The organism is Agrobacterium sp. SORGH_AS_0745 (assembly GCF_030818995.1).
Lineage (GTDB): Bacteria > Pseudomonadota > Alphaproteobacteria > Rhizobiales > Rhizobiaceae > Agrobacterium > Agrobacterium tumefaciens.
This window is the reverse complement of the sequence record NZ_JAUTBI010000001.1, coordinates 1,977,765-1,989,701: the sequence shown is the minus strand read 5'-3', so window position 1 is coordinate 1,989,701 and position 11,937 is coordinate 1,977,765. Positions and strand designations below refer to the sequence as shown.

Here is an 11,937-nt window from a genome sequence, read left to right as displayed (position 1 = left end):
CTCCAGACCCTATCAGTTCAGTTTTGCTTTGGCAGCCTTGGCGCGCTCGGCAATGTAATCGGCGTGGGGAATATTGAACTCGGTTTCCCAGGCGATCATCTTGCCTTCGGCTTCCGCCTTGGTGATGGCCTTGTCCACGGCCTCCTGGAACGCCTTGTCGCCTTCGCGGATACCACCTGCCATCGGCAGATACTCATAGGTGGGGACGGCGACCTTGTAGCCCTTCCAGTCCGCTTCCTGAACCTTAAGGTCAAGGGTCATCTGGTCGAAGACAAAACCTACGCAACGATTGTCGCGCAAAGCGCGCATGGCCTCCGGTTGGGTCTTGAAGGCAACGAGCTGGATTCCGAATTCCTCGGTCATCTTCTTGTTATAATAGGATCCCTGAATGCCGCAGACCGGCTTACCCTTCAGTTCCTCCCATTTGCTGGTGGTCGCTTCTTTGGCCATCATGACGGCCGGGCCTGGCGACGACACGTAAGCGGTGGTGAAATCGATGACCTTGTCGCGCTCCGGCGTGACGCCAAGCGTCGCGAAAATCGCATCGATACGACCAGCGGTCAGGAACTCGATACGATTGGCGGCAACGACCGGCACAAATTCGATCTTGTCTGAAGACCCCAGAAGTTCCTTGGCGACGTATTTCGCCAGTTCGACTTCGAAGCCGATGATCTCACCCTTGTCGTTGAGATACCCATAAGGTGGATAATCGTTCTTGACGCCGACGATCAGCTTGTCGCGGGCCTTGACGTCATCAAGCGTACCGGCGAGCGCGGCACTGGCCGCCAGCATGCCCAAGGCCGCCAGGGCGGTAGTTGCGAGAATGTTTGCTGCTTTTTTCTTCATTTTGTTCCCCTGTTTGTTCAAGCGGGTCTGGCGTTCTCGAAACCCGCAGGTCGTCTTCAAAATCAAGCTGCCTACAAAATATTCACTTATTTAATCTGCTCAATTTTGGTCATTGAATACGCAGTTTTCTCATTATACAAGTTATTGAGATATTATTTTCATAATGTGAGACGATATGGCCAAATCCACCCAATCCTCCTCTGGTGGCGCGCAGCTTCTGGATCGAGCAGTAGCTCTTCTCGATCTTGTTGCAGACGGCGGCGTACAAGGCGTCACGCTCAAGGAACTGACGAACAGATCCGGACTCAACACGGCTACCTGCCACCGCATCCTCAACACGCTGGTCGGCCACAAGCTCCTCGCCCGTGACGACAGGAAGCGCTGTTACCGGCTGGGCGCGCGTATGGCGATTTACGGTGCGCGCGCCGCACGTGGACCTGGCATCATCAGCCGCTGCGAAATGGCGCTGACCCGCATTCGGCGCCGAACCGGCGATACAATCCACCTGATGGCCCGGCTGAACCACGATTCCGTTTGCCTCGACAGACGCGACGGAGAATGCGTGGTGCCGACACTGACCGGCTCGATCGGTGGTTCGGTCCCGCTTGGCGTCGGTCCAGGCTCAATTGCCATGCTCGCCTTCCTCGAAGAGGACGAACAGGAATTCATCATCCGCGCCAATATCGAGCGCTATGCCGCCTACCGCGATCTCACCGCCGACAAAGTGCGCCGACTGATCGCTGAAACACGCGAACGCGGTTATGCAATCGACGTCGGCGAGCTTATCCCCGGGATTGCCGGCGTTTCCGTGCCGATTTTTTCGGATGGTACAACGCCAAACGCTTCCCTGGGCTTCACACTTTTAAGTGCCAAGCTGGAGCCCGGCACACTGGAGCAATATGCGATGCTGCTGAAGGACGAAATCGCGGCGATCGTCGATCAATAGCTGTCATCGAGCAGGCAGTTGACCCAGAATTCCGAAACACTGGCGCGGTTCGGCAAACTGACGACATGCAGGATGGAGCTGGCAATATCTTCAGGTTGGGTCAGGGTGTCCGACGGCGTCGCGCCTGCCAGAGGCAGCCCCATATCAGTCGCAACGAAACCCGGACATATGGCGGTCGCCCTTACACCCTTGTCGAAACCGGCATGACGGATTGCATGCGACAGGCCAAGGGCTGCGAATTTCGAGACCGAGTAGGCGCCAGACACGGCCGATTTGACCCTTTTCCCCGATAGCGAGGCGATAATCGCCACGCGACCTGCTCCGGACGCGATTAGCGGGTCCCAGCAGGCCTGCACAAGGCGCCGCGGGCCATTGACGTTGACGTCCATCAATGAGGCGAACTCCTCGTCAGTCGCTTCCACCACGGTCTTGCGCACCATGACGCCGGCGTTGGCAACAACAGCATCGATGCGCCCGAACCGTGCCAGAACGGCAGCCGCCCAGTCGACAGGCGATTGCGGGGCGAGCGCGTCATAGGCCTGCACGTGGACTAACGCTGGATCTGCCCATTCCGGCAGTAGCGGCGTGCGCATTCCAAGCGAGACCTTCCAGCCGGCCTCCATAAAGGCCCTGCCGGTGGCAGCACCGATACCGCGATTGCCTCCGGAAATGAGGACGGTTTTCCTGTCGGTCATATAGGTTTTCCTTTCTCAGGCATGGGGAAGAAGGGTGGCGCCTTCCTTGCGGGTTGCACGGTTTTCCTGCATGCGAAAATAACGAAGGCGCAGACCGGGCGCGAAGGACATCAGCAACGGCGCCTTGTGCAGCGGTTCGACTTTCAGGGAGAGGTCCTTGTCCGGCACGCCCAGCGCCCATTCTGACAAGACGCCGCCAAGCATGGAGCCGGTTGGCACGCCGCGGCCAGAAAGTCCCGTACAGGCAACGATGCCGGGCGCCAGATCATAGAGCCTCGGGACAGTGCGCATCTGCATGTCCAGTTCGCCGAACCAGAAATATTCCCAACGGATTTCCTCGCTGATCTGCGGATGAAGGAATTTCAACCGGTCTTTGAGAACCTGCCGGGTATAGTCAGGGTCTGCGCCACGCTGGCCCATGGGGAACATGGAGGCAACAATGCGACCTTCACGGTTGTATTTGTAGACATAGATATCGCCGCGCCCATCATGCATGGTCGTATTGTGGGGCAGGACTTTTGCGCGCGTTTCCGGATCGAGCGGCTGGGTGGCCGCGAGAAATACTTTCTTGATGCGGAAGCTTTTATCGAGGTTTTTCCAGCCACCGACGGTGTAGGCGCCGGTCGCGAAGATCACCTTTTCAGCCAGCACAGTGCCCCGGGGCGTTCGCACGGACCATTTCCCGGCCTCTGGCTGGACATCCTCGACCGGGGACGCGGTAAACACCTGCCCGCCCTCTGCGATAACGGCGCGCGCAAGGCCACGTGCGTATGAAAGCGGGTTCAAATGACCGCCCTCCTCGTGATACCAGGCGCCATAAAAACGAGGGCTGCCTGTCAACGCTTCGACCTCGTCCCTGCCAATGACCCGGCAGCGCGCGCCAGCGCCGGCATATGCATCAGACTTCATCTGCAGCGTGGACATGGCGCCGGGACGCAATGCGCCCATAACATAACCATTCTGGACCCATTCGCAGTCGATTCCGTAGGTCGAGATCATCTCGACGACGCGATCATTGGCCCGCGTCTGGCGGTGAATAAGACGCTCCGCCCAGGGCTCGCCCAGAATTTTCCCGAGCGACGGCAGGCTGTAATAGCTGAAGGTCGGGGTGCAGTGGCCGGCATTGCGGCCCGAACCGCCAAAACCTGCCTCTTGCGCTTCGACCAAAGCAACTTTGACGCCCCTGCGCGCAAGCTCCAGCGCCGTCGTCAATCCGGTATATCCCGCGCCCACGACACAGACGTCCACATCGACACGGCCTTCGAGCCTCGCGGTTTTCGGTGCGGGCGCTGCGGTTGCAAACCACAAGGTTTGGTCAAAAGGTGAAAATTTTCCCAAATTCGTTCTCCTCAAGGCACACGAAGGTAATCCGGGAACAGCGCAGTTCCGGGAAAAGATGTCTCGACATGGATTACAGATGAGCACTGCTGATTTTCTACGCGTGCCAGATTTTACAGCAAATCGTCAATCGCAATCTCATATTACGACCGTCATGGCGTTGTTTTTTCATATAGTGATTTTTTTACCGTGCGACGAGCGGCAAGCATGGATCGGCAGATAGCCAGACAACACCGGCCACTGCCGGACGCATTGAGATCGGACCCGATTATTCAACCGCCAACACGAGACTGCCCAGGGCTTGACTCGCGGAAAATCAAAAGATATGTCACTTTCAATTCTAATATATCAGTTAGGCATTTGATATGTCTGTTACCCTTGAATTCCCATCGTTACCGCTGTCCGAACTCGTCACCCCGCAAGACCTGCCGGCTGACGGAAACATGACCAACAGGATCCATGCCTTACTTCGCAAGCTGATTGTCGAGGTGAAGCTGCTCCCAGGGCGGGCGCTGTCGGAAAAGGAGATCGCGACACTGCTGCATGTCAGCAAAACGCCCGTCCGCGAGGCGATCATTCGCCTTTCCGAAGAAGGTTTCGTGACTGTCGTGCCGCAAGGTGGCACCTACATCTCGCCTATCGACGTTCAGCGGTACATGGAGGCCTGTTTCATCCGGTTCAAACTGGAAGAAGGCGCTGTGATCGAGGCCACCAAGCGGCATTCGCTGGAAGACATCGCACGGCTGAAAACCTGTCTGTCGCAGCAGCGCACTGCTGCCGCGGATGAGGAATTCACCAACTTTTTCCTGCTCGACGAGGAATTCCACCGCACGATCTTTTCGGCAGCTCGCCTTCCTGGAGCCTGGAGCGTGGTAAATCAGGCGAAAGGCGAAATGGACCGAATGCGACACCTGAAGCGCGTTTTTGCAGTCCGTCGCACCGAGAAGGTTATCGAAGAGCACGAAGCAATCGTGAACTCAATCGAATCCGGCGATGTCGAAGCGGCAAGAGAGGCCGTACAGCGCCATCTCGGATCACTCGAAACAAAAATCGCAGAACTCTCCAAGAACCCGAAGATCTGGACCTTCATCGAGCAGGTCAACACGCGCGTCACGAGGAAGCGCGCTTCACGGGGGCAGAAGACGCCTGACTGAACATTCAAGGCTTTTGAGGAGGGGCCTTTCATGTCCGCAGTTCAAATCAACGACGTCGTCAAGCGCTATGGTGCCCTTGAAGTCGTCCACGGTATCAATCTTTCCATACAGCCGCAGGAATTCGTTGTCCTCGTAGGTCCTTCGGGATGCGGAAAGTCCACCACGCTGCGCATGCTCGCCGGGCTGGAAGACATTTCGGACGGCACCGTTTCAATGGACGGCCGAGTGGTCAACAAGATCGCGCCCAAAGACCGCGATGTCGCGATGGTGTTTCAGAACTACGCGCTTTATCCACATCTGAGCGTGGCCGATAACATCGCTTTTGGCCTGCGAGTCAGGGGCGAAAAGCGAGCGGTTATCGACAAGGCGGTGGCAGAAGCTGCACAGATCCTCGGGCTCACCGAATATCTGGGCCGCAAGCCGGCGGATCTTTCCGGTGGCCAGCGCCAACGTGTCGCCATGGGTCGTGCCATCGTGCGCAGGCCGAAAATCTTCCTGTTCGACGAACCTCTCTCGAACCTCGACGCCAAGCTGCGCACCCACATGCGGGCCGAAATTAAACTGCTGCACAAGCGGATGAACGCCACCAGCATCTACGTGACGCACGATCAGGTCGAGGCAATGACACTTGCGGACCGCATCGTCATCATGAATGGCGGCCATATCGAGCAGGTCGGTTCGCCGATGGAGGTTTTCCTCGAACCGGCCAACACGTTCGTCGCAAGTTTTATCGGCTCACCGCCCATGAACCTTCTGGACGGGACGATTGAAAAGCAGGATGGCACCGTAAAGGTCAAAATCACGGGTAGTGCCGGACAACGCTTCAGCGTCCCGGAAGCATTTGCGAAAAATGCGACGGAAGGACAGCAGGTCAAACTCGGCCTGCGACCCGAAATCATGTCGGTAGAGACCGAAGACAGTCGTGAAAACCTCAATTGCAGCATCGACCTCGTGGAGCCCTTGGGCGCGGAGGCTCTGCTCCACGGCAGGGCTGATGGCCAGCCATTTATCGCCAAGGCGGAAACACTTTACGGCGATCATACTCTCAACGGCGTCACCCGACTTGGCATCGATACCACACGCATCCATGTCTTCGATGCGGCAACCGGAAGGTCGCTGAAAACCCCAAGCGGGGCGCGACCATGAAAAAGGGTTTTCAGGAACGCCTTCACGATCTCCAGGAAGATGTTCGCCGTGACTGGCAGCTCTACCTACTTCTCGCTCCGATGATTATCTGGTTCGCCGTCTTTCTCTATAAGCCCATGTACGGGCTGGTCATCGCGTTTCAGGACTTCTCGATTTTTCGCGGCATTGCAAAGAGCCCGTGGGTCGGTTTTGAAAACTTCGCGGAGCTCTTTCACAATGACATGTTCATCCGCGCCTTCTGGAACACCCTAAAAATCAGCGCTCTCGGCCTGATCTTCGCGTTTCCGGTACCGATCATCCTGGCCTTGATGTTCAACGAGGTTCAAAACAGCGTTGCCCGAAGCTGGGCCCAGACGATCGTTTACCTGCCGCATTTCATTTCGGTGGTGATCGTGGCCGGCATCGTCATCAACTTCCTGTCGCCGTCGATAGGCATCGTCAATCTTCTGCTGAAAGGCCTTGGATTCGAGCCGATATACTTCCTGACCCAGCCGGAATGGTTTCGTCCGATTTATATCGGCTCGTCGGTCTGGAAGGAAGCGGGCTTCGAATCCATCGTCTATCTCGCCGCCATCGCTGGCGTGAGCCCGACGCTTTATGAATCCGCCCGGGTGGACGGGGCATCGCGCTGGCAGATGATGTGGCGGATCACCCTGCCATGCATCCTGCCGACAATCGTGATCATGCTGATCATCCGCATCGGCAATCTGGTCGAGGTCGGGTTCGAATATATCATTCTGCTCTATCGGCCATCCACCTATGAAACGGCAGATGTCGTTTCCACCTTCATTTACCGCACCGGCTTGCAGGGTACCCAATACGATCTCGCGACGGCCGCCGGACTGTTCAATGCGGTTATCGCTTTCGTCCTCGTCTATTCGGCAAATCGCATCAGCCGAAAAGTCTCGTCGACATCGCTTTGGTGAGGAGCTGAAAGATGGCAAACTTCAATCTATATTCCCGCGGCGACAGGATTTTTGGCTGGGCAAATGCCATTCTTCTGGGTCTGTTCGTTCTGTCGACGCTTTATCCCTTCATCTATGTGCTGTCGGTCTCGCTATCTTCTGGGGCCGCCGTCACGGCTGGCCGTGTCACGCTATGGCCGGTCGATGTGACCCTTGCCGCTTACGACAGGGTATTGTCGGACAGGATGTTCTGGGTCGCCTATGGCAACACGTTCATCTACACCTTCGGCGGCACGCTGATGAGCCTGCTGATCATGATCCCCGGAGCCTACGCCCTTTCACGCAAACGCCTGCGCGGCCGCACTTTCTTCAACATCGCCATCGCTTTTACGCTGTGGTTCAACGCCGGCATGATCCCCTTCTTTCTGAACATGCGCGATCTTGGACTTCTCGACAGCCGCTTCGGCATCATCCTCGGATTTGCGGCAAACGCCTTCAACGTCATTCTGCTGCGCAACTTCTTCGAAGCGGTGCCAAAGTCCTTCGAAGAGGCCGCCAAAATGGACGGCGCAAGCGAGTTGCAGCTGCTGTGGAAGGTGTTCATTCCGCTTTCCAAGCCAGCAATCGTGACCGTTGCGCTGTTCTGCGTCGTTTCGCGGTGGAACGGTTACTTCTGGGCGATGGTCTTGCTGCGCGGCGAGGAGAAGATCCCGCTTCAGGTCTATCTGAAGCGCGTGATCGTCGATCTTAACTCAAACGACGAATTCGCATCGAGTCTGCTCACCGCCCACTATTCGTTCGAGACGGTAACATCCGCGATCATGATCGCTTCCATCATTCCCGTCCTCATCATTTACCCCTACGCGCAGAAGTATTTCACCAAAGGAATTCTGCTGGGCGGAGTGAAAGAGTAGCAGCACAAGGGAGGAGAACCTGTGAGAGCACTACGAAAAGGCACGCCCCTACTGGCGTTGATGACAGCCGCAACCCTGGCCTTGCCGGCATCGGCGCAGGATTCAGGGAAAATTTCCAAGGATCCGCTGGAGCTTACGATCCACTTCCACTTCCGTGACAAATACGTCTACTCGGAAAAATGGCCGGTGGAGCAAAAGGCCGCCGAGATCACCAACATTCATGTCCGCAACGTGGCGTCGCTGGCGACCACCAGCAGCCGCGATGCATTCAACCTTCTGATCGCCTCGGGCAACCTTCCCGACATCGTCGGCGGCGACGCCACGGGCGGGCTGAAGGAAGACTTCATTCGCTACGGGTTGGAGGGCGCATTCATTCCACTCGATGACCTGATCGAGGAAAACGCCCCCAACCTCAAGGCATTCTTCGACAGCCACAAGGAAATCCGCAACGCCATCTCCGGACCGGACGGCAAGCTCTATTTCATCCCTTACGTCCCTGATGGCAAGTTCTCGCGCGGTTGGTTCATCCGCCAGGATTGGCTCGACAAGCTTGGGCTGAAGCAGCCGGAAACACCGGAAGAGGTCTACGAAGTTCTGAAAGCCTTCCGTGACAAGGACCCGAACGGCAACGGTCTCAAGGATGAAGTTCCCTACTTTGCCCGTGAGGAAATCGATGCGGTCCGCCTTATCAATCTGTGGGATGCGCGCGTGTCCGGATCCGAGCGTTATGGCGACTTTGCCGTTTATGACGGACAACTTCGTCATCCCTGGGCGGAGGAAAACTACAAGACCGGGATTTCCAACGTGGCCAAATGGTACAAGGAAGGCCTGATCGACAAGGAGATTTTCACCCGCGGTGCTCGCTCGCGTGAATATCTGCTGGGCAACAATCTCGGCGGCATGACGCATGACTGGTTCGCCAGCACCTCGACCTACAACGACGCCCTTTCGCCAAAGATCAACGGTTTCGCGCTAAAGCCGATGCTGCCGCCAAAGACGGTCTCGGGCCAACGGTTTGAGGATTCCCGTCGGCTGCGTGTCCAGCCCGTCGGCTGGGCTATTTCGGCGACCAACGAACACCCGGTCGAAACAATCAAGTATTTCGATTTCTGGTTCTCTCAACAGGGGCGCATCCTGTCGAATTTCGGCGTCGAGGGCCTGACCTACGAGATGGTCGATGGCAAGCCGCAATTCAAGAAGGAAATCCTCGACAACAAGGACCCGGTGAATGCCCAGTTGTGGGCGGTCGGTGCGGCGATCCCGCGCGGATACTGGATGGACTACGAATATGAGCGCCAGTGGACAAACAAGATCGCGCTTGAAGGCATCGATATGTACGACAAGTGCAACTGCCTCAAGGATGAGTTCATGGGCGTTTCCCTGAACGCAGAGGAAAAGGCGACATTCGACCGCTACTGGCCGAGCATCCTCACCTACATGACCGAGATGCAGCAGACCTGGATACTGGGTGCCCAGGACGTCGATGCCGGCTGGGATGCCTACAAGAAGCGCCTCACGGCCCTCGGTTACGACGAGGTGATCAAGATGATGCAATCGGCCTATGACCGCCAGTACAAGGCCGCACAATAAACCTTCGACCGTGATGGCGGCTTTGTCGCCGCCATCCTTTCCCTTCTGTTTTCATAGGAGTTAGAGCGCAATGTGTCCCTCTGCCCCGGCCATCTCCCGACAGACACTTCTCGATGAACCCCGGCCGGGTTCATTGACCATTGGCTACGAGCCGAGCGAAGAAGTACCGCCGACGGAGAACCCTCCGCGCTTTTCATGGCTGCCCGACATCGACGACGGTGCGCGCTACGTATTGCGGATTTCGTCCGATCCCGGTTTTGCAGACAAAAAGACACTCGTCTTTGAAGATCTCGCGTGGAATTTCTTCACGCCGGACGAAGCCCTTCCGGAAGGCCGCTATCACTGGTGTTACGCGTTGTGGGGCCAGACGTCCGCGACGCCGGATTCCAACTGGAGTACCGTGCGCAGCTTCGAGATCGGCGCTTCGCTGCCGAAAACGCCGCTACCCGGCAGGAAGGCGCGTCATGCAGCCGCGCATGCCAGCCATCCACGGCTCTGGCTCAATCCGGAAAAGTTGCGCTGCTTCTCGGAGGCGGTGGCAAAGGACCCCAATCATTGCAGCTGGTCCGAGTTCTACGAGAAATCGGTAAAACCCTGGCTTGAGCGGCCGGTCATACCGGAACCTCAGCCTTATCCCAACAATATGCGCGTCGCAGGACTCTGGCGACAGATGTATATTGATTGCCAGGAAGTGATCTATGCGATCCGGCACCTGGCTATTGCCGGTCGGGTGCTCGGACGCGACGAACTACTCGATGCGTCGCGCAAGTGGCTGCTGGCAGTCGCTGGCTGGGATCCGAAAGGCGCGACCTCGCGGGCCTATAATGACGAGGCGGGGTTCCGCGTCGTCGTGGCACTCGCCTGGGGCTATGACTGGCTATACGATTATCTGAGCGAAGACGAGCGCGAGACCGTACGCTCGGTTCTTCTTGAACGAACGCGGGAGGTCGCCGACCATGTTATTGCCCATGCCCGCATCCACGTGTTTCCCTATGACAGCCATGCCGTACGTTCGCTTTCGGCAGTATTGACGCCGGCCTGTATCGCACTTCAGGGCGAAAGCGATGAGGCGGGCGAATGGCTCGATTATACCGTTGAATTCCTCGCCACCCTCTATTCTCCCTGGGCTGGAACTGACGGTGGCTGGGCGGAAGGGCCACATTACTGGATGACCGGCATGGCTTATCTCATAGAGGCCGCCAATCTGGTCCGCTCCTATATCGGTTACGATCTTTATCAGCGGCCATTTTTCCAGAACACGGGGCGCTTCCCGCTTTATACCAAGGCGCCGGGAACCCGTCGCGCCAATTTTGGCGACGACTCCACGCTTGGCGATCTTCCCGCCCTGAAACTGGGTTACAATGTTCGGCAATTTGCCGGCGTTACCGGCAACGGCCATTACCAATGGTATTTCGATCACATCAAGGCCGATGCGACGGGCACAGAAATGGCCTTCTACAATTACGGCTGGTGGGACCTGAACTTCGACGATCTCGTCTATCGTCACGACTATCAGCAGGTGGAAGCAGTCTCGCCTGCAGACTTGCCGGCACTCGCTGTTTTCGATGATATCGGTTGGGCGACCATCCAGCAACATATGGAAGACCCGGAACGGCATCTGCAATTCGTCTTCAAATCCAGTCCCTACGGTTCGCTAAGCCACAGCCATGGCGACCAGAATGCCTTTGTCCTCTATGCCTACGGCGAGGATCTGGCGATCCAGTCCGGCTATTACGTGGCGTTCAACTCGCAGATGCATCTGAACTGGCGCCGTCAGACACGGTCGAAGAACGCCGTCCTGATCGGCGGCAAGGGACAATATGCGGAAAAGGACAAGGCACTCGCGCGTCGTGCCGCCGGCCGTATCGTATCGGTTGAGGAAAATCCGGGACATATCCGGATCCTCGGAGATGCGACGTCTGCCTATCAGGTCGCGAACCCGCTGGTTATGAAAGCGCAGCGCGAAATGCACTTCGTCAACGACAGCTATTTCGTGATTGTCGATGAGGTGGAGTGCTCCGAGCCCCAGGAACTGCAATGGCTTTGCCATACCACAGGGGCACCGCAGACCGGCAAGTCGAGCTTTCGCTACAATGGCCAAAAGGCGGGCTTTTACGGCCAGTTTGTCTTCTCGTCAGCCGGCACACCGCAGATCGCGGCCGTCGAAGGTTTTCCCGACATTGATCCCAAGGAGTTCGAGGGTCTTGATATCCACCATCACGTCTGCGCCACGGTTCCGGCAGCAACTCGGCATCGGCTGGTCACCCTTCTGGTGCCTTACAGTTTAAAGGAGCCGAAGCGCATCTTCAGCTTCATAGACGATCAGGGTTTTTCGACCGACATCTATTTCAGCGACGTCGACGACGAGCGTTTCAAGCTCTCCCTTCCCAAGCAATTCTAACC

The 11,937-nt window shown here is 57.1% G+C and carries 10 protein-coding genes; 7 read left to right on the top strand and 3 right to left on the bottom strand.

Translation table 11 applies throughout. The features are described from left to right. Positions 1-12: 12 nt before the first annotated feature. Positions 13-846: a transporter substrate-binding domain-containing protein gene (locus tag QE432_RS09015; protein ID WP_013761261.1), complete on the bottom strand. Its 834-nt coding sequence runs from the start codon at positions 844-846 to the stop codon at positions 13-15. Positions 847-1,021: 175 nt separating this feature from the next. Between QE432_RS09015 and QE432_RS09010 the strand changes: the two genes are divergently transcribed. Continuing rightward, positions 1,022-1,792 (top strand): IclR family transcriptional regulator, encoded by a 771-nt coding sequence (locus tag QE432_RS09010; protein WP_306623831.1) that lies wholly within the window; start codon positions 1,022-1,024, stop codon positions 1,790-1,792. Here QE432_RS09010 and QE432_RS09005 read toward each other — a convergent pair. Both QE432_RS09005 and QE432_RS09000 read right to left on the bottom strand, forming a co-directional pair. Next, a complete protein-coding gene (locus QE432_RS09005; protein WP_306623830.1) occupies positions 1,786-2,487 on the bottom strand; it encodes an SDR family NAD(P)-dependent oxidoreductase in 702 nt (233 codons plus the stop codon). The two genes, QE432_RS09010 and QE432_RS09005, sit on opposite strands and share 7 nt — an antisense overlap. A gap of 15 nt (positions 2,488-2,502) precedes the next feature. Then, on the bottom strand, positions 2,503-3,825 hold the full coding sequence (locus QE432_RS09000; RefSeq protein ID WP_306623828.1) for an NAD(P)/FAD-dependent oxidoreductase: 1,323 nt from the start codon (positions 3,823-3,825) through the stop codon (positions 2,503-2,505). A 365-nt stretch (positions 3,826-4,190) separates the two neighbouring features. On the opposite strand from QE432_RS09000, the gene QE432_RS08995 reads away from it, so the two are divergent. The 6 genes from QE432_RS08995 to QE432_RS08970 all read left to right on the top strand — a co-directional run bounded on the left by QE432_RS08995 (position 4,191) and on the right by QE432_RS08970 (position 11,935). Continuing rightward, the gene (locus tag QE432_RS08995; protein ID WP_003517566.1) at positions 4,191-4,979 is read left to right on the top strand and encodes a GntR family transcriptional regulator; all 789 of its coding nucleotides are present in this window, start codon (positions 4,191-4,193) and stop codon (positions 4,977-4,979) included. 30 nt (positions 4,980-5,009) lie between these two features. Continuing rightward, the gene (locus tag QE432_RS08990) at positions 5,010-6,125 is read left to right on the top strand and encodes an ABC transporter ATP-binding protein (protein ID WP_013761266.1); all 1,116 of its coding nucleotides are present in this window, start codon (positions 5,010-5,012) and stop codon (positions 6,123-6,125) included. Beyond that, positions 6,122-7,051 (top strand): ABC transporter permease, encoded by a 930-nt coding sequence (locus QE432_RS08985; protein ID WP_013761267.1) that lies wholly within the window; start codon positions 6,122-6,124, stop codon positions 7,049-7,051. The genes QE432_RS08990 and QE432_RS08985 overlap by 4 nt, the downstream gene beginning before the upstream one ends. Positions 7,052-7,062: 11 nt before the next feature. Next, entirely contained in the window at positions 7,063-7,944 is an 882-nt protein-coding gene (locus QE432_RS08980) for a carbohydrate ABC transporter permease (protein WP_013761268.1), read from the top strand. Positions 7,945-8,004: 60 nt separating this feature from the next. Beyond that, positions 8,005-9,534: an extracellular solute-binding protein gene (locus QE432_RS08975; protein WP_003517573.1), complete on the top strand. Its 1,530-nt coding sequence runs from the start codon at positions 8,005-8,007 to the stop codon at positions 9,532-9,534. Positions 9,535-9,604: 70 nt separating this feature from the next. Next, positions 9,605-11,935 (top strand): alginate lyase, encoded by a 2,331-nt coding sequence (locus QE432_RS08970; protein WP_306623826.1) that lies wholly within the window; start codon positions 9,605-9,607, stop codon positions 11,933-11,935. Positions 11,936-11,937 lie beyond the last annotated feature (2 nt).

What these genes read in the sequence shown, in the direction of transcription:
- QE432_RS09015 (WP_013761261.1), bottom strand. Translation starts at nt 846, where the DNA reads ATGAAGAAAAAAGCAGCAAACATTCTCGCAACTACCGCCCTGGCGGCC.
- QE432_RS09010 (WP_306623831.1), top strand. Translation starts at nt 1,022, where the DNA reads ATGGCCAAATCCACCCAATCCTCCTCTGGTGGCGCGCAGCTTCTGGAT.
- QE432_RS09005 (WP_306623830.1), bottom strand. Translation starts at nt 2,487, where the DNA reads ATGACCGACAGGAAAACCGTCCTCATTTCCGGAGGCAATCGCGGTATC.
- QE432_RS08995 (WP_003517566.1), top strand. Translation starts at nt 4,191, where the DNA reads ATGTCTGTTACCCTTGAATTCCCATCGTTACCGCTGTCCGAACTCGTC.
- QE432_RS08990 (WP_013761266.1), top strand. Translation starts at nt 5,010, where the DNA reads ATGTCCGCAGTTCAAATCAACGACGTCGTCAAGCGCTATGGTGCCCTT.
- QE432_RS08985 (WP_013761267.1), top strand. Translation starts at nt 6,122, where the DNA reads ATGAAAAAGGGTTTTCAGGAACGCCTTCACGATCTCCAGGAAGATGTT.
- QE432_RS08980 (WP_013761268.1), top strand. Translation starts at nt 7,063, where the DNA reads ATGGCAAACTTCAATCTATATTCCCGCGGCGACAGGATTTTTGGCTGG.
- QE432_RS08975 (WP_003517573.1), top strand. Translation starts at nt 8,005, where the DNA reads ATGACAGCCGCAACCCTGGCCTTGCCGGCATCGGCGCAGGATTCAGGG.
- QE432_RS08970 (WP_306623826.1), top strand. Translation starts at nt 9,605, where the DNA reads ATGTGTCCCTCTGCCCCGGCCATCTCCCGACAGACACTTCTCGATGAA.